General features: G+C 60.7%; 15 protein-coding genes. 9 read left to right on the top strand and 6 right to left on the bottom strand.

The genetic code is table 11. The annotated features are described in order from the left end of the window. Position 1: 1 nt before the first annotated feature. Entirely contained in the window at positions 2 to 1,318 is a 1,317-nt protein-coding gene (locus BV071_RS00625; RefSeq protein WP_035600655.1) for an anaerobic C4-dicarboxylate transporter, read from the bottom strand. 13 nt (positions 1,319 to 1,331) lie between these two features. After that, positions 1,332 to 2,783, bottom strand: coding sequence for a DcaP family trimeric outer membrane transporter (locus BV071_RS00620; RefSeq protein WP_052572701.1), 1,452 nt, complete (start codon positions 2,781 to 2,783; stop codon positions 1,332 to 1,334). Between the two features lie 264 nt (positions 2,784 to 3,047). On the opposite strand from BV071_RS00620, the gene BV071_RS00615 reads away from it, so the two are divergent. Together BV071_RS00615 and BV071_RS00610 are read left to right on the top strand one after the other, a co-directional pair. Further along, positions 3,048 to 4,724, top strand: a complete 1,677-nt coding sequence (locus BV071_RS00615; RefSeq protein WP_052572700.1) for a SulP family inorganic anion transporter — start codon at positions 3,048 to 3,050, stop codon at positions 4,722 to 4,724. Between the two features lie 4 nt (positions 4,725 to 4,728). Further along, a complete protein-coding gene (locus BV071_RS00610) occupies positions 4,729 to 5,160 on the top strand; it encodes a potassium channel family protein (RefSeq protein ID WP_035600652.1) in 432 nt (143 codons plus the stop codon). Between the two features lie 101 nt (positions 5,161 to 5,261). On the opposite strand, the gene BV071_RS00605 is transcribed toward BV071_RS00610, so the two are convergent. The 3 genes from BV071_RS00605 to cmoA are packed head-to-tail and all read right to left on the bottom strand — an operon-like array spanning position 5,262 to position 7,930. Beyond that, positions 5,262 to 6,365 carry a CPBP family intramembrane glutamic endopeptidase gene (locus BV071_RS00605; protein WP_035600649.1) on the bottom strand — a complete coding sequence of 368 codons (1,104 nt, stop codon included), beginning with the start codon at positions 6,363 to 6,365 and terminating at the stop codon, positions 5,262 to 5,264. Between the two features lie 10 nt (positions 6,366 to 6,375). Beyond that, positions 6,376 to 7,113, bottom strand: coding sequence for an isoprenylcysteine carboxylmethyltransferase family protein (locus BV071_RS00600; RefSeq protein WP_035600647.1), 738 nt, complete (start codon positions 7,111 to 7,113; stop codon positions 6,376 to 6,378). 16 nt (positions 7,114 to 7,129) lie between these two features. Then, complete coding sequence (gene cmoA, locus BV071_RS00595; RefSeq protein ID WP_081885687.1) at positions 7,130 to 7,930, bottom strand: carboxy-S-adenosyl-L-methionine synthase CmoA; 801 nt, start codon at positions 7,928 to 7,930, stop codon at positions 7,130 to 7,132. A gap of 588 nt (positions 7,931 to 8,518) precedes the next feature. Here cmoA and BV071_RS00590 point away from each other — a divergent pair. Further along, positions 8,519 to 9,835, top strand: coding sequence for a hypothetical protein (locus BV071_RS00590; protein ID WP_035600644.1), 1,317 nt, complete (start codon positions 8,519 to 8,521; stop codon positions 9,833 to 9,835). After that, positions 9,832 to 11,292, top strand: a complete 1,461-nt coding sequence (locus BV071_RS32245) for a hypothetical protein (RefSeq protein ID WP_052572699.1) — start codon at positions 9,832 to 9,834, stop codon at positions 11,290 to 11,292. Before BV071_RS00590 ends, BV071_RS32245 begins: the two co-directional genes overlap by 4 nt. Before the next feature lie 54 nt (positions 11,293 to 11,346). On the opposite strand, the gene BV071_RS00580 is transcribed toward BV071_RS32245, so the two are convergent. Continuing rightward, a complete protein-coding gene (locus tag BV071_RS00580) occupies positions 11,347 to 11,979 on the bottom strand; it encodes a hypothetical protein (protein WP_265593900.1) in 633 nt (210 codons plus the stop codon). A gap of 231 nt (positions 11,980 to 12,210) precedes the next feature. Here BV071_RS00580 and BV071_RS34115 point away from each other — a divergent pair, with 231 nt between their 5' ends. From BV071_RS34115 to BV071_RS00560, 5 genes are all read left to right on the top strand, one after another. Further along, a complete protein-coding gene (locus tag BV071_RS34115) occupies positions 12,211 to 12,432 on the top strand; it encodes a helix-turn-helix domain-containing protein (protein WP_075090805.1) in 222 nt (73 codons plus the stop codon). A 94-nt stretch (positions 12,433 to 12,526) separates the two neighbouring features. After that, a complete protein-coding gene (locus tag BV071_RS00575; RefSeq protein WP_035600639.1) occupies positions 12,527 to 13,546 on the top strand; it encodes a hypothetical protein in 1,020 nt (339 codons plus the stop codon). 177 nt (positions 13,547 to 13,723) lie between these two features. After that, a complete protein-coding gene (locus BV071_RS00570) occupies positions 13,724 to 14,881 on the top strand; it encodes a hypothetical protein (protein WP_035600638.1) in 1,158 nt (385 codons plus the stop codon). 424 nt (positions 14,882 to 15,305) lie between these two features. Continuing rightward, the gene (locus BV071_RS00565; protein WP_035600635.1) at positions 15,306 to 16,718 is read left to right on the top strand and encodes a hypothetical protein; all 1,413 of its coding nucleotides are present in this window, start codon (positions 15,306 to 15,308) and stop codon (positions 16,716 to 16,718) included. Between the two features lie 10 nt (positions 16,719 to 16,728). After that, on the top strand, positions 16,729 to 18,108 hold the full coding sequence (locus BV071_RS00560; protein WP_265593899.1) for a hypothetical protein: 1,380 nt from the start codon (positions 16,729 to 16,731) through the stop codon (positions 18,106 to 18,108). Positions 18,109 to 18,159 lie beyond the last annotated feature (51 nt).

Genomic DNA, 18,159 nt, shown 5'->3' with positions numbered 1-18,159 from the left:
CTCAGAAGAAGATTTTTCCGATCAGCAGGCCGAAGCTCACTGCCCCGACGGTGCAAATCATCCCCGGCAGCATGAAGGAGTGGTTCAGGAGATACTTGCCGATGCGCGTCGTGCCGGAGCGGTCGAACTGCATCGCGGCGATGATGGTGCCGTAGTTGGGAATGAAGAAGTAGCCATTCACCGCGGGGAACATGCCGATGAGGGCTGGAATCGGGATACCAAGTGAGATACCCAGCGGCATCAGCGTCTTGGCAGTCGCAGCCTGGCTGAAGAGCAGCATGGATGCGACGAAGAGGCCGATCGAGAAGGTCCACGGTGCGGCCGTCGCCATACTCTTGAGGCCGCCGATGATCACCTCTCTATTCGCGTCCATGAAGGTGTCGCCGAGCCAAGCCAGACCCAGAATTCCGATGATCGCCGAGACGCCGGACTGGCAGGTCTTGCACTTCGGCACCTCAGCGGCAGGAATCTTTGTCACCGTGACAATCACCGCTGCCACCGTGAGCATCACGATGGCAATGGCGCGGTCCATGCCCAGCACCACACCTCCTACGGTCCGGAGCTTTACGAAAATACCCGCCAGCACCACGAGCGCGACGCCGCACAGGAAGATCAAGGCGCTCGCTTTTGCACCCTTTTTCATCGGAGCTGGCTCTGCAGCCGTCGATTTTTCCGGCGGCTGCAATTCACCCGAAGCCAGCAGACGCTGGTATTCCGGATCATCCTTGAGTTCCTTCCCGACCTTGAGCTGCACGATTGCGGCGATGATGACGGCGGCCAGCGTGGACGGCACACAGATTAGAAGGATCTGCACCAAGCCGTAGCCGTGACCCGCGAGCATGGTAATCATCGCTGCCGTCGCGGCGGAGACCGGACTCGCGGTGATCGCCTGCTGCGAGGCAATCGTCGCCACCGCCATCGGCCGCTCAGGACGGATGCCGCTTTCATGCGCCACCTCGTAGATCACCGGGAGCAAGGGGTAGACGATATGTCCAGTGCCGGCCGCAAAGGTGAAGCCATAGGTCACCAGAGGAGCCACGATTGTGACCTGCTTCGGATTCTTCCGGATGATTTTCTCGGCAACGCTGACCAGGAAGTCGATGCCGCCTGCCACTTCCATCGCTGAGGCGGCCATGATGACCGTGAGGACGATGAGTAGCACATCGCCGGGGATATCGCCCGGCTTGAGGCCGAAGCCAACCACAAGCACCAGCAGTCCGACGGCACCCCACAGGCCGAGTCCAACACCACCCGTCCGAGCCCCCATCGCGAGGGCACCGAGGATCACAACGATCTCGAGGATGATCTTAATATCCATGAATATGTTTCGGTTATTTGACCAGATCGTAGCGCACCACAAAGTTCAGCCGGTTGGCATCACCATCCGTGCCGTCGTAGGTTTCCTTGGTGCCGTAGAGGTATTCGAGACCCATCCGGAATGAGGAAGTCGGCTGCCAAACCAAGTTGGCCCCGATGCTCGCCGTGGTTTCCGGAGTAAGGGCATTCACCCCTGCGGGGAGATCCGCCATCACCCAGCTCGCGGCCACGGTCGAGCGGAAGTGCTCACTCCAGCGGTGCGTATAGCCGACCATCGGCGCAAAAATCGGCACCGCCTCGAGATCGCCGCCTACAAACACGGCATCCAGACTGTTGCCATTGAAGTCATTCACGTAGCGGGCGATGCCTTCGCCATAAGCAAGCTGCGCCAGAAGATCGTCTTTCTCGGTGATGTGCCAAGCGCCGGATAGGCTTACCCCCCAGCCCATCGTGCTGCCGTCTGCACCGGTATCGCTGTCGAAATTCAGGCTTCGACCAATGCCCGCAAGCTGAATGTTTCCTAGATCGCCCTCCCATCTCCCGCCGATCACGACATCGGGTGTGCTACTACGCGCCTCGGAGTTCGCCGGCAACGAAGCATCGAGCAAGTCGCTCTCCGGATACTCGAGGCTGATATAGGCCTGTCCCTCGCCACAATCATCCCACAGCGGTTGGGTATAGCGAATCTGCGCCTGACGGCGGTTAATGATGCCTACCGGCCCCTGGTAATCGATCACGTCAGGCCATGCGTCCGGATTCATGAAGCCGGAGAAGGTCTGGCCGATCAGGAAATTCCAAGCCTGCCCGTAGAAGTGGCGGACCCGGAAGGTCATCGTGTTCGAGGTCGAATCACCGAAGAAGTCGTTCTCGTTGTAGATCCGCAGGTTGCCGAACTGCTCTGTCGGCCGGCGGATTTCCAGACTGATGCGGGTACCCTTGCCGTGGATCGTCGAACGTTCGTCGCCGCTGTAGCCTGCTTGGTTGCCGACCGGAATCGTCGAGGGTACAAACTGGTTGGGGTTGCCATTGTCCTCGAAGTCCGCAATCGCATCGACCCGGGCTGAGCCACCAATCTTGAACATGGTGTCCGTGCCGGGAATCAGCACGAAGCCCTTGAGCTTCGGATCGAGCGGGCGGTTCTCCGGGCGAGGCGCCGCTTGCTGGAGTTCTTGGAAGCCATCGGAGTCGCGCACCTTGCTGCCCGTGCCTGCTGCTCCCGGGCTCGCCTCCACCACCGCGGGCGTGGTCAAGGCGGGAGCCGGTGGCGAGGACTTGGATGGCTCGGATTTGGACGGCGCAGCATGAGCACGGGATGGAGCCGGCGGCGCCGCGACCTTTACTTCGGCCTTTTCATCCTCAAGCACCGCGATTCGCGTCTTCAGATCCGAGATGGTCTTCTCCATCGCCGCGAGGGTCTGCTTCATCTCCTCCACATCATCGCCGCGGGCGATGGGCGCCGACAGCATGACTCCTGCAAGGCAGAGCCCTGCGGCTATACCACCTCCCTCGCGACCGAGCAAATCTACAGCCATAGCCACGGTGATAAGAAAGTTCCCATGTGGCGGACAACGAGATTCCAGTACAACCAAAGTACAATGCCTACCCGCAGCCCAAGGCTCGACCTCCTTGCCTAATGGGCAGGTAATGACAGCGATAAAGCACTCGCGTTGAGGCACACCGCGGACGCCATGTCTGGCGATGCGCAAGGCGATCCCTGACAGCGTCGGCCCATGAATCTTGCTCGCTATCTTCCAGCCCTCTCCTGGCTTCGCAGCTATCCACGCGACCTATTCCGCGCCGATCTCATCGCTGGCATCACGCTGGCGGCCTATCTACTCCCGGCCGGTCTCGGCGATGCCTCACTCGCCGGGCTGCCGCCCCAGTCCGGTCTCTACGCCTGCCTCTTCGGCGGGCTGGTCTTTTGGCTCTTCTGCAGTTCACGCCACACCGCCATCACGGTCACCTCGGCAATCTCCCTGCTGATCGGCTCCTCGCTCGCCCCGATGTCTGCCGGCGATCCCTCGCGCCATGCGGCACTGGCGGCTTGCACCGCATTGTTGGTCGCATTTCTTGCCTTCGTCGCATGGCTCGCCAAGGCAGGCTCCATCGTCAATTTCATCTCGGAATCGGTCATGATCGGCTTCAAGTGCGGCGTCGCGCTCTTCCTCGCCAGCACCCAGTTGCCCAAGCTCTTCGGCTACAGCGCGGGGCATGGCGACTTTTGGGAGCGCATCGGCCATTTCTTCAAGGATCTCGATCACACCAACCCCGCGGCACTCGCCACCGGCCTCGTCTCCCTGGCCATCCTCATCCTCGGCAAGATCTTCCTGAAGAACAAGCCGGTCGCGCTCGTGGTCGTCATTGGCTGCATCGTGGCCGCCAGCCTGTTAGGTCTGGAGTCCCGCGGTGTGAAGATGCTCGGCGAGGTTCCCCAAGGCCTCCCGCCATTCGGACTACCGGCGGTGAGCTGGAGCGACCTGAACGAGCTGCTGCCACTGGCGGTCGCCTGCCTCATGATCGGTGCGGTGGAAACCGCGGCGATCGGCCGCATGTTCACCGCCAAGCACGGTGGGCGCTTCGATAGCAACCAGGAGTTCCTCGCACTCGCCGCCTCGAATCTCGCCTCCGGCCTCGGCCAAGGCTTCCCCATCAGTGGCGGCATGTCCCAATCGCTGGTCAATGAAAGCGGCGGCGCTCGCTCCCCGCTCTCCGGCTTCATCGCCGCCCTGATTATTCTGGTGGTCACCCTCTTCCTCTCCAGCGCCCTCCACAATCTCCCCCAACCCGCGCTGGCAGCCATCGTGCTCGTCGCGGTGGCGGGGCTCTTCAAGATCAAGGCGCTGATCCATCTCTGGCACGGCTACCGGGCCGAGTTCATCGCGGCGATCTCCGCGATGGTCGGAGTGCTCGGCTCCGGCCTGCTGCGCGGTGTGATGGTCGGCGCGATCATCTCGCTGGTCCTGCTGATCCGCCGCGCCTCGCGTCCCCACGTGGCCACTCTCGGCCGGATTCCTGGAACCCGCCGCTTCTCCGACACCGCCCGCCACGAAGACAACGAATCGGTGCCCGGCCTCTTGATCTGCCGACCCGAGGCCAGCCTCGTCTACTTCAACATCGACCACATCCGCGATCAAGTCATGGCGGCCGTGCGTGACTCGGCGACGCCTCCGAGGCTGGTGCTGCTCGACCTTTCCTCTTCTCCCCACATCGACCTGCAGGCCACAGAAACCATCACCACCCTGCACCGCGAACTCGCGACCTCGAACATCCAACTCCAGCTTGTCGAAGCCCGGGCCGCCGCGCGTGACACCCTGCGCCGCGAAGGCCTTGAGGAAAAGACCGGCATCATCAATCGCTTCACCTCGGTGGCCGATGCCGTGGACGCCTTCGTCAAAGGCACCCCGTGACCCGATGTTTCGCGAACTGCTCTCCGCCCTGCTGCTTCTCGCTGTCTGCGTGGTCATCCACTCGGGCGGACTGGTCCTCTTGCTGCGGTATATCGATACCCATCCGATTCCCAAACGGGCACGTCTCTGGCATCTGGCAACCATCATCATCCGCATCGCCTGGTGGCTGACGCTCCTCCACCTCTTCCAGATCGTCCTATGGGCATTCTTCTATTGGGCGAAGGAATGCCTGCCCGACTGGGACACTTCCCTCTATTTCTCCGGGGTCAGCTACTCCACCTTGGGCTACGGTGACGTCGTATTGCCCACAGGCTGGCGCATGCTCGGCCCCGCGGAAGGCCTGACTGGCATCCTCATGTGCGGCCTCTCCACCGGCTTCTTCTTCGCGATCCTCCACCGTCTGATGGAGAAGCGCCCGCGCAAAGGCGAGGCGTGAGGCAGTCTCGATCAGGTTACCTACCGGAACGGAATCCGGTGAAATACATCCGCGCCCGCACTTGAATCGGCCTGCTACGAACTGCGATTGAACTCAGCCAATTAGTCCTTCCTCGGCAAGGCGGGCGTCAGCATGAGAACCAGCAATCCCGTAACAGCAACGATGAGCAAGGGCAGCAGGCCTTCAAAAAGAGTCGCGCCGACCCACCAGGCGTCCGCCTTCGGCAAGCCGGCAACCGGCCAAGTAGCAGCCTTGAAAAGACCCACACCGACGATCCAGCCCAAATGGAGGCCGACAGGCAACCACAACGAGGCGGTGCGATAGCGCGCGAATGTCAACACGCCGCCCACCATTGCCATCAGGGAGAAGCGGGAGAGAAGCGGAAGCGGATCGACGAGGCGGCCGAAGATCTGCCCCAGCAGCAGAAAGCCCGCGCTAGCCGACTGGGGGTCAGGCAAGGGGCTGCCATCGGGCGGCCTGAGGAAATGGATGAAGGCGAAGAGTAGAGACAGCAACACGATCGCAGGCAGCGGTCGGGTCGCGCGCAGGAAGATTCCCAAGAGCAGGCCTCTGAAGAGGATTTCCTCGACCAAGGTAACGATGATTGCGCCGGGAAGAATGATGCCGAAGGACTTCAGGAGCTGGATCTCCGTGACAACTTTGTTTGGCGCGCCCCGCGTGGAGAAGGCCGCGTCCTTCCATACAAAGAAGCCCGCTTGCTGCATCCCCCACCCTGCCAGCAAGAGCAGCCCGGCAGCGAGAAGGAAGCCCGTGATGAACTGCCTCCAGCCGCGGGGATTGCGGCGCAGCGGTTGTCCCTGGTCGAGAACCACGGCCTCATCCGGCAACCGCAAGGACCACGGAGTATCTCGGTAAGGTCCCTTTGTCCGACCGGAGCGCAGCCACAGGATCAAGGGAAAGGCCAGCGCCACGCCCGAAAGCAAAGACGCGCGGTTGAAATAGGTCGGGAAGTCAGCGCGGCCCGCGGATTTTGCGATAAACTTGAGCGGAGCAAATGATGGCGGATATGCCGCCAGGCTCTTCCCAAGCTGATAAATCCACGGAGCCAGCAGGGCACCACAGGAGAGTGCTGCCGCTATGTAGGCCAAGATCTTCAGGACGTCGCTCTGGAGGATCCAGCCTGTGGACTGGATCCTGTGGAGAGGGCGGGAGCTATCGCTTCCGGCTCCGGGGGGCGGTGCCATTTCCCGCGCTTTACGCTTGGAGCACCCGCTTCCGCGAGATGTTCTTCTTGTAGCGGTGGACCACCAGGCTGAAGGCAGCCGCCGTAACCAAGATTGCGCATCCGGCGATGATGCGACCGGATGGAAGGCTCATACCGGAGCGATAGGCCTCATACATGAACAGCAGGCTGACGATCACCACCCAAGTGCAGCAGGTGCTGTAGTCCTTCGTGATCACCTTGCCCCACTGGAAGACCATGCCATCCGTGGCACCGCGGAGCTTGGAAAGACGCGGCATCCAGCGCGAGACCTCGCGGCAGTATTGCTCGAATTCCTCGCCGAACTTGTTCCGCAGGAAGCGCTCCTCCGTGAGCACGATCGCCTGGTAGGAGGCGAGAGTGAAGAGGCCAGCGATGAGATAGACCCAAGGATTGTTGTGAACGACCAGAATCCCGGCAGCGGCCAGAAGATTGCCGACGTAGAGCGGATTCCGGCACACGCCGAAGATCCCACGGGTGACCAGCGTGTCCGCGTAGACCTTCTTGTTCAGGCCGCCTCGCTTGATGTAGGCGAAGCCGATCACCGCGCCGCGCACAGCCTGCCCGAGCAGGCAAAGGCCGACTCCAACCAGATCCAGCCGTATGTCACTCGCCAAGGTGCCACCGAAGAGAACCGGCGGAAACAAGACGAAGAGAATGACGAGGAACACGGGAAAAACCGTGTTGCGGTATTTGAACAGGAAGCTGCCCCAAAGGTAGACAAGATTCATGGAAAAGAGGGCTGGGTTATTTCAGGGCGATGACGCCGGTAAAGTTATACCAGCGGAAAAATTCCTCCACGCAATCGAAACCACTGTCCTTCAGGAGCTTGGTGTTCTCCTCAGGGCGGTAGGGAATGAGCACGTTCTCCAGCGCCTCGCGTTTCTGCGAGATCTCGATCTCGGAGTAGCCGGCACGGCGCTTCATGTCGTAGTAGTTCTTGATGAAGAGCCGGTTCAGGACGGTGTTCTCGGTGGTGATCTTCTCCACGAGAATCAAACAGCCGTTCTTATTTAGCCCATCGTAGATCCTCTGGATCATCCGCTCGCGGTAAAGCGGACGTATGAATTGGAGAGTCAGGATCAGCATCACCACCGAGGCATTCTCGATCACCGGGGTCTCATGGAGATCCCCCTCGATCAATTGGATCACGCGCGGGGTGCCGGAGCGTTTGATTTTGGCACCAGCTTCCTCAAGCATGGGGCCGGAGTTGTCGACGCCGATGAAATTGACGGATGGATCCACCTTGCGATCGAGCGCGAGCAGCGTGGTGGCGGTCGAAACACCCAGATCGTAGAGATTCGAGCCCGGCGTCGCAAAATCGGCCGCCAGCTCGCAGCACATCCGCTGGATCTCCGCGTAGCTCGGGACCGAGCGGTCGACCATGTCGTCGAAAACTGCCGCGGTTTCCGAATTGAAGCTGAAATCGGCGGAGCCAGCCCCCTCCTTGGCGAAAACGTGGTCGCGCTTTTCTTCAATTGGAGGGACGACCCCTACATGGCCGGGAAAGGATGCGATTGGGACTGCAGCGGATGGTTCCGGGGTCATAGGAGAGTTTACCTAAGGTTCGCTTCGGAGCGTAGCGATCTTTTCATGAGAAAATAGTGAGTGCCTCAATTTATTTCCGCCTCCGCAAGGGACGAACCGAACCCATGGTTGAATGCCCGGTCAACTGGAATTCTCACTCCTCCCTCCTTTATTGGCAATCCTCCTCGATTCTGCCCAGGGAGTCTCCTTGCGCCCCCCCAAGAGCCCGCCATTTCATAGGAAAATTGCCCCCCATGATCCGGATGCATCCCTGCGTGGACAGGGAAAGGAAAGGCTGCGATCCGGAGGCACCCGCGAATTGGGTCTTGGAAGGCCCGGGGTCAACGGAGCAGCACGGCGAGACTCGACCTCCAAGGACGTCACCGCTAATAGGCCCGGTGGGGTTCGAACCCACGACCAAGGGATTATGAGTTTGAAATCGGGGATTTTTAGGACTCCACCAGACTGCACCTAACCCAATCACAACACACTATTAGTGAGCCATTTAAATTACGAATCCACCCAAATTCCGGTGGATTCCGGTGGAGTCCTTGGGGTTCTGGATTGACCTATAATTGCCCTAGGCCAGATTCTCTAACGGTCCCCATAATGGAGAAGCGCAAAACACAGTCCAGCAGGGCAAATCAGTTCCACTTTTTCCAGCAACCAGGGAGTCGCTTCTATTCGGTGCGTCTGATGGTGGATGGCCAGCGGCGGCGTTTTTCCACTGGCGAAACAACGCTAAAGGCTGCGCATTCAAAGGCCGCCGCCATCATGGCGGACATCAAAAGCCGCGGCTTTGATGCCGCCATCAAGCTCCACGGGAAACGCCGCGACGAAATTCCCGCGGATCCGACAGTCGAAGAGTTCTGCAAGCTGTATCGGGAAGCAATCATCACGGCTGACTCCCCGCCGAGCAAGGTGACCAGCGAGCGGTATATTCGCAGCTTGATGCGGGTGTGCAGTGGCTCGGGGATCACGCGAATTCGACGATTGGATGCTTCGTCGGTGGAGCGCTTCAAGGATGTTTACCTCCGTGCCGCGTTGCCTACAGAGACGCCGACAGCAACAAAAAAGCCTCGTGCCAAGAAGAAGCCAAGACCCCGCGATGCTGCGAGCGTTCGGACGACACTCAACGGGATACTAAGGAATGCTGCCTCGATTTTCTCGCCGAGCTTGCTCGCGTCCTACCGAATCAGGGGCCTCGTTCTCGACAACCCCTTCTCCGGCACAAAGATGAAGCGGGTTCCAATCAAGGCACACTCACCGTTTCCAAGGGAGTTGATCGATCTCATTTGGAATTCTTCCACGGTGCTCCGCGACGGCAACCCGGACGCTCCGGAGCCCACCCTCAAGGGAGGGAGGCGCTCTGATGGTGCCATCGACTTTCGGCTCCCCCGCCCCGATGCCTTCGCCATTCTGCTCCTAGAACTGGGGCTGGGCTTGAGGCGCAACGAAGCTGACAAAGCTGAGTGGTCATGGGTGATAGAGATGCCTGACGGCAGGCGATTTCTCGAAGTTCGTGCTTCTGGCGATTTCGTGCCCAAGTCCAAGCAGTCCCGGGTCATCCCCATCGACCCAGTCGTATGGGAAACCCTTCTCGCAAACAAGGCGGACGAGCGCTTCATCGTTCCGGCCCCCAAAGCCAAACCCAAGCGCGGATCGGTGAAACAGAGCCTCGTTTATCGATGCGAAGAAGCCCACAGAGTCCTCGTGGTATGGCTGCGTAAGCTGGGCGTGACCGACCCAAAGCCCTGTCACGCCTTGCGCAAAGAGTTCGGCTCCTATGTGGCCACCCGTTTTAGTCTCTTCCACGCGCAGAAGCTTCTTGGCCACTCCACCCCAGCCGTTACTTCAGCTTACTATGCCAGCTTGACGGACCTACCGCACCTTGAACCGACCCGAATGGGAAAATTCCAATCATGAGCGCGAAGAAAGCCGCTGCCAAGCAGGGCACCACCAAGCAGGGCACCACCAAGAAGGGCACCACCAAGAAGGGCACCACCAAGAAGGGCACCACCAAGAAGGGCACCACCAAGAAGGGCACCACCAAGAAGGGCACCACCAAGAAGGCCGCCACCAAGAAGGCCGCCACCAAGAAGGCCGCCACCAAGAAGAATGCGAAGCGCTCCCCTGCGTCCATTCGGGAAACCCCTGACATGAAGGATGTCGTCGCCTTGGCCACCAGTCTCGTGTCCGCCCAGATTGTGGCCAGTTCGTATTACAACACGTCCATGGCCGCGCTGGAAGAGCTGCGCCAAGTGGTTCTAGATGTCGTCGAATCGCTTGATGATCTCAAGTCGTCTCGCGAAGCCTCTTCCGTTCTGAAGCTCGCGATCGGTGCCATGAACAAAACCCGGATTGACCGTCGCCGGGTGCGAAGGTTCCGGCTGCTTGAACCCATGAGCCATCCGGATCTCGACCGGCTGTTTCAGTCTGCCATGCGAAGGGCGTTCGTGATGCTCAATGCTCCATTCGACCCCGAACGAATCGTTTTTGCGGAACAGATTTTCAGACCCGACGAGATTCTGACCGAAGGAGCAATCCGGAAGAGATTGATCGACTTCGGCTGGCCGGGACTCAAATCGGCGGACTCCGTCATCAGGCTCATGAAGGATGTGAACATCTGGTTCGCCAAGCATCTCGACGAGCTTCGCGCCACGGACCCGCAAGAGGACGGGGTTGATCTGGTCTCGGCGACCGGCCCTGCAATTCCTATCAAGGTCCGGATCGAGTCCGAGGTGAAGAAGCTGATGTGGTTGTTGCAGCAGACGGACGGGGATGAGTCATCGCCCCCAGGTCAACCTTCTTACCGAGATCTCTCCGCCGCGGTTTCCAACTTCGTCAACCACCGCAACGGCATGGACCTTGGAGGTGCTTACCGGAAGCTCGATGCCATCGAGCGAAGCAAATTGATCATGCTAATGTTCGGCGAGCGTGGGCCATGTGGTCCCCTTGACGCAAGTGCTCCTGATGGCAGCAGTTCCTCACAAGAAGGGGATCTTGCCACGGGCGAAGCAAGCTCTTCCACCTACTACCGCCCCTGGGCCATTTTCCGTTACCTGCTGCGCCACGGCAGAAGACCCGGCGACGAACCGGGAAACGACCTAAACCTCCGGCTTCGCTCCAAGCGCTCCGATCTCAACCGAAAGCTGATCCCGGACATCCGGGGTATCATGCCCGCTGGCTTCAACTTCGGCCCTCTGCACGAAGAAGCCGAAGATCTGCGCTGCCAGCTCCACGACGATGAGAGCTATTCTGACAGCGCGATGACATCCGACGAATTGGCGCTCTACGGCCCTGACGCTGCTGACATCGCGGAGAGCGCCTCGGAGTTTGACTCCAACGACGGAGACATCGGCGACGATATCCCGGGATTTTAGTGCTTCGCCCGATTCTCCGTCCGGCTGCGTTCAAGGACAAATGCGAGAGGGATGTCAGCTGGAATCTTGCTGCAGACGCTCAAGCACGCCGCGCAGCCATCGTGGTTTGGATCGTCCTACCCGTTCGATCAGAGCTTGGGCGACGCGTCTGGCATCGGCAGCAGGCTCACCGTGGGTGAACGTGAAAGCTTCCAAGCCACGCTTGCTCAGAAGCTTCCAAAGAGTCCCTCTCTGGTGTGCACCATGGTGAATCGTGATCTCAGGCTGAACCCAGTTCGAGGCAACCAGACGGAAGCCCCTTCCCGTCGAAGGGCCCGCATGGATGTCCCACCGCTCAAAGAGCCTTACGATCGTCCGACGGCCAAGTTTGGCCCCGGACTGCTCCCGGATGAGATCCTGTACGCGTTTCCAATCATGGAACCTCCCCTCCGCACGGAGAGCCGCCAGCGCCCTTGATTCGTTGAATGGCGGAAGCTTCCTCGGACGTCCCTGCCGGGTCACCTCCTTGACGGACTTCCAGCGCTGATGCCAGCCGATCACCGTCGTGCGAGGCAGGTGGTGCTCGGCCGCAAACTGCCTGGCGGTCTTCCCGGCCTTGAAGTGTCCGACTGCCAGAATCTTGAGCCGATCCCGGTCCTGCTCGAAGCCCATGTCGGACTTTTGGCATCGTTTGTCGAGTTTCGCCACTGCATGCGGAGGATCTGAATCCGAGCCGGCCTTTGTCGACACTTTGTCGCCCTCATCGAGGCAGCTCTCCCGCAGCTGAAAATCTTATTGTCGGCAAATTGTCGGTCCCCGCTTCCCGTCGCCCCAGTTGGAGCGCCTGGCCTTGTCGGATGGCTGCCGGGAGCTTCCCGCAATTTTCCGCCGTCTACACCTTGAAGTCCGGGCTCCGGCGGTTCGACGATTGTTGCCGTTGTGACCAGCAAACCGAAGCGTTCCTCCCTGACTCCCGACTCCCGCGGACGTGTGGCTTATCGCCTCCGTGAAGTCGCCGGGATGACCGGGATTCCGGCGAGCACGCTTCGGACAATGGTGCGCCGCGGCGACCTCAATCCCATCACGAGCTTCGGGGTGTGGTTGATCTCAACAGAGGAACTGGAGCGCCTGCTTGGCAGCCGGCTCCGTAATAGTTCCTGAACCTTAACAATACCGTAATTCATCCCAAATTTCTGTGCGCGTCTGAAGCGCGCTATCCGCCTCTCCCCGCTGAACCACCACCTCCCATTTAACTATGCAAACAACAACCAACAACGACCCGCCTCTCCGCGGTCCCTTTATCAGCAAACTCTTGGAGATTGCGACTAAGACTCCGACGCTCCTGCTCGAACGGCTCCTGATCACCCGGATCCAGTTGCAATGGCTTCACTCATCGCCCTGCCCGCTCGTAATGATCGTGAAGAGCGAATCCAACGGCGAGACTATCCCCTTGCCTCCTTCGGCTGACCCCTGGATTTCCGAATATGCCAGCGGCCACGGCCTCCTCACACCCGATGGGAGGCACCTCAAGGCCGTGTTCCCACTGAAGGCGATCTCCCTCCCCATCGAAGGATGCGATCTGTTCGCTCTACATCCGGCAACGCTGAGCCAATCAGAATGGTCGGAAATCGACATCCACACGATCGCACGCGGCGGGCAGTGCGTGGTGACGATCCCCAGCCAACGCCCTGTACCGTCTGAATGGGCCGATGCTCTAGACGAGCTCTTTTCGTCGTTCCGTAGCGAAGCCCTCTGCGGCTTCGAGGCCACGAACGGCGGATTTGACGACATGATCACTCCCGCCGGGTTCCTCGAAGCCCTTGATGGCTTCCCTGACCAGTTTGTGGAAGCTATGTGCACGCTCGCGGGAGAGATCGACCACCTTGTGGGTCACATCGCTGCCGTCGCCGGCAGCAGCCAAGAGGAATCTGAGTTTGAGCTCTGCGACGAGATCAGCAAGGCCTGCATTGGCGCAATGGTCCCCGGAATTCGTGCCCTCGCGTTCCATGGCTTCGGCTGGCCGATCCTGCCCCCCGCGGATGCGAAGATCTTCCTGGGCAAGATCCGAGACATGCAGCCGGTCTCCGTCGAGACGATCGCGAGCTTCAGGAGCGATCTCGATTCGGGACAACGCGAGGAGCTGTTCAGCTTCTTGTTGAAAGCTGGCTTGCTGTCCACGGATGGCACGATGATCTCGCTAGTAGAACCGGCCAATTTCTTTGTCGACCGGCCGGGAGCCCTCACGCCGACCACGGACGCTAGCCCTATCGCCTGAACAGGTCCCAGACGGATCCGCCGCGTCAACGGGGCGGATGCGCCTACTCGATCGAGTAGATAATCGAGGACAGCTAGTCGCCCTGCCGCATCAGCCGTCATCCACCTCCGCAATCCTTTCCATCTTAACACTACCGCAATCCAGACCAATTACCTGTGCAGCCCATCCCTCCGACGAATGATTGACCAAGCAAAAATCTTCCTGAACTTCATGCGTCTCAAGCAGGAGCTCTTCGACGACCCGGAGGCCTTCCGTGTGGCGTGCGGCCTCCCGCACCTGGACGTCAGGGTGAGCTCGTCCGGCAAGAAGGGCACCATCACGGCGCGGATCAGCCTCGTGGCCGATGACGCGGTGGTAATCACCGCTGTCCGGCGGGACGGCTGCTGGTACGCTTGGCTCGTCGAGTTCAACCTTGGAAAGCTGCTCCACGGCCACAACGCGATCCCCATCACTCGCGCCGCGATGCTTTGCGCGGCGCTCAGCGAGCTCCAAGCCGTCATGCAACTCGTGCTGGAGAAGTCCGCCGACGCCAAGCGGCTGATCCCGGGCCTACCAGGCTCCCGGAGCCATTGGAGCATGATCGAGCTCTCCCTCAACCTAGGGGACCCCGATCGAGTCCTCGTTCAGGCTTTCCTCGCGAGCAGCCACCCCGCCATCCGCAACGAGCCGATGAGCAGAGGAAACTGGCGCAAGCTGCCGGGCACGCACCTCGTCGTACGGACCTACGCCAAGGACGAGCAGATGGCTTACGCTCTGAGAAAATCCGGTGTCACTGACGTGCCTCCGCGCATGGCAAGAATCGAGTTCGTCCTCATGGGCCCGAGACTGAAGGAATCCTTTAAGAGCCGCGGCGATTTGGCGGGTTTCGACCTCCTCGATTTGCGAGAGGCGCACGTCCAGGAGGCGAGAAAACTTCTTGGCGTGTTTGTGCGAAACGCAGGCGATTCCAAGGCGTCCAAACTGGCAAAGTTCATTGCTGCATTGGTACGCGACGGGCGCGGGAGCCGGGAGGAGCTACAAAGCCTTTATGAGCGGATCAACATGCCGCATCGTAACACTCGCTCGACGCTGAAGTCTGACATCACCCGGGCGTTGGAAGAGTTCAGCCCTATCGCCTTCGACGACGTGCTGACCGACGAGGCATACTTCCTCCAGCCCAGTATCCGCATCCCCAAGCTGGAACGGTTTACGCGCGCGACCTGGCTCCGCGACCGGACAGATCTCAAGATCGTGGAAATCTACGGTGGCGCTGAACTCTGGCCCAAGGATTTTCGCCCCCACTTCTCCGAAGACGAGCTGATCGACGACAGCCCATACATTCTCAACCGGAACTGAAGATGCTGAAATCCCTCAGACAACCACCGGCGTCGCACCTCTTTGAAGCCTCTGTCCCGGCACGACAGGCCGAAGGAGGTCGCGTAGCGTCTGAGCCGACTACGGCACTCGACGTAGCTCCGCCGGCAAGGCGTGAGAGGTGTCGCCGCAAGACCCGCGCGAGGCCGCCGAAGGCGGTCCGCGCGGGGCGCAGCGCCGGCGCTCTGCAGTCCTGATAACCCTCAAGCAAAGGTCGAGCGCGGATAGTGCGCCGCAGGCGCGCTACTTGCCGCGCCGAGACCGAGCTTGACCCGAAGGGCGGCCGTGCCAGCGGCCGGGGGTATCATGACTGCGCGCCAGCGGAAAATCATCGTCACCGCACCCACAACCTATTCCTCCGGGATCGACCAACAACGCGACCCACCTGAATCACCCGACCTTTACCATGAAGCCCCTCATCATTCCAGATCCGGGACAGAAGCTCCTTCAATCGTTCAACCACCTGCTCCTGGGTGAAGGCGATCCCGTCGCCGGCATGAACGTCCTCGTGTCGATGTGCGCTGCCCTGTCGGCGGCAGCCGGTCCCGACGCGCGCATCGTCGACGACAACATCGAGTTGGCACCCGCCATGCATTGGCTGACCGGAGGCTCGCTCTCCCCCGTCCTCCACGAGCAACTCGTCATCGCCCCCATCCGGGAGCTGCAGAATGCCTTCTCTGACAATATCCTCCTCGCGTCTCTGAAGATGCCCGGAGTCGTAGATGCCAAGCGACCGCTTATGGTTGCCCACCTCGACGTCGATCACAAGGCCTCTGAGTTCACGCCCGGCCTGCTACATACCGCGCAGGATAGCATGCTCTTGGAGCAGATCCAAGCTCAGCCGAATGAGGAGCGGAACTTCACGCGTGTGGCATCCCAGCTTCTCAAGCGGGGAGCCTTGCACGACACTGCCAGCTTCTACACTCGCAACGGCTTCTTTCACGAAGGTAGCGACGCCAAGATGCTCTCGCACCAGTTGCGCCAGACGCATCGTGGCTACCCGCTGGTGGATTTCCCCATGGCCACCCGGCACCAAGCCGCGGCATCGGGAGCCACCCTGCTTGGGGTCATGGATGGGCGTGGCTTGCCTTCCGCCACGCCTCTCCACGTCCGCGGCATCACCACGGCCCGGCTTGGCCAAGGTCTGCTGGACGAACTCGTGGCGGATGGTTCCGTGGACCCGTGGCTGAACCGGATGCTCTGGCTAACCGACATGCCAGCCGGGAAGCCGCCTTCGGTGGATGGCATCGTCGCAATCGGCGACCCTGCCAAGCGCTACAAGCTGGCGCTGGAGAATGTCCTCTCGCACCGCCTCGGCGAACAGCGCATCTCCCTTACCCAAGGGAATCTGCTGAAGCACCACCAAGCCTTTGTCCGCCACCTTGGCACCTTCGAGGGTGCCGTCCCGGGTATCGTTGGAGCCCTCAAGAACCTACTGCCCATGCTCTGCTTCGGGCTGCGGCAAATTGTGGCGGCAGCCCCCGCACCTGCGGGCTTCACGCTGGACCTTAACGGCGTCATGCCCCTTGCGAGGCATCTGGCGGCCCGGATGGCGCGCGCCGCCACCCTCGCCCGATACGCGGATCAGATGAGGCAGCGCGAAAAGCTCGCCGCCAAGTTCTGCATCCTGCTCGCCGAGCGCCCTCACACCGCCCGGGAACTCGTCCGCCGCCACGACAAGTTGCCCATCGTCCTGTGCCGGGAGGTCTTGGCCGAATTGCAAGCAGCAGGGCGGGTGGCATCCCGCGACGACGTCTGGCACCTCGTCCGTCCCGCCATCCCTCCTAACCCCAAGCCCCTCGTCATCGATGTCGGCTGAATCCATCACCATGCCCTCTTACCTCGGTCCGGAGGAACAGGCATTCGCCTCGCTCCTTCACGCCGTTCCTGAGGACGATCTCGCGCAGAGCACCTTGATTACCTCGCTGGTGCTGTCGATCTGGCAGTTCAGTGGCTCGGCCTTCTCTATTTCAGCGCCGTCGTTCCTGCTCGTGAACGGGAGTGACGGCGAAGACGAAGCTTTCAAGGCTCTCGCGAGGCTGATGGGGCCGATGTTCAATCCGGCGTTTCCCCCAAAGCGCACGAGCGAGCCTCATCCCGAGGCGAACGGCCTCTCGGGCCATCCCGATCATGCTCGTACAACGATGCGAGCGGCATTGGCGTTGCGCAGCAAGCTGAGGGCTCGAAACCTCGATCCCGTCTCTCTCAAGCGACTGCTCGGCGACTACCCGGCATATTGGCAGCAGTACAAGGCAGCGCTCTTCCCTGCCGTGGAAGCAAATCACTATGATCAAGCTTGGGATAAGGATTTCGGCTTCGTGACGGGTGACGACGATCACATCAGCTTGATCGTGCTGTCAAAAGAGAGCCGCGCCGCTCTGCTCAGGGATCTTGTCAAACACCTCGACCGGTTGCTGTCCCCGAAGGGATTCAATAACCAGCTCGACCCGACGACCAAGCGCGTGGCCTTGACCGGCTCCTTCCCCATGACGGAATGGAACACCGACTTGGTAGACGCCACGCTGGCTTTGCCGAAGCCCGTCTTCCATCTGCCCCATTTCCTCGGCCAGCAGGTCGTCATCGAGAACCTGCGGGACTTGGTCCCGCCGATCGTCGCCTCCACCCGGTTCTATCGCCATCACCCGGGAATGTTCTTCACCGACACGACCCAACAGCCCGTCTTGGACGATTTCCAAGTTTACGAGGGTCTGATCAGACGCATCTCCGCCAGCTTGCCCGGTGATCGTGAATTCCTCCTCCGGAACTTCATCCGGCAACTAGGCACCGTTACCGACCACATCGCCCAGGCCATAGGCAAGGGCTCTCGGGATAGCCCTATGAGGCAGGCGCTTCATGCTGACCTCTACCGGACCACGCTGCGAGGCATCGCCTACAGCTTGGTAGCCCTGCAATACCATGCCCACGGCTTGGGTCTCGGAAACAACCGCGCGCTAGCAGCCGATGTGCTGTCCTTCATCCGCTCTAAAGGGAGCGCCACCCGCCGGGAAGTCCAGCGGAAGGCCTACACCTTGGACGCCGACTCCCGGGATCACCTGCTACAGTGCCTGGAAGACGCTGGCCTGGTAGTCACCGAGAACAAGATGGTGCGCCCGGTGCCGTTTGAGGACTTCTTGAAGGCCAGTCCCGTCCGCGAACGCTTCCCCCATCTCTCTCTGCTCACGGCGGGTCTGCTTGTGAATCCTGCGTGACGGTGCTCGCGAGCATTGTCAGAGTGCTCCTTCCAAGGGATTCCATGACGG

Source organism: Haloferula sp. BvORR071 (assembly GCF_000739615.1).
GTDB lineage: Bacteria > Verrucomicrobiota > Verrucomicrobiia > Verrucomicrobiales > Akkermansiaceae > Haloferula.
Note: the sequence above shows the minus strand (reverse complement) of the source record. Positions and strands in the feature narration are given on the sequence as shown.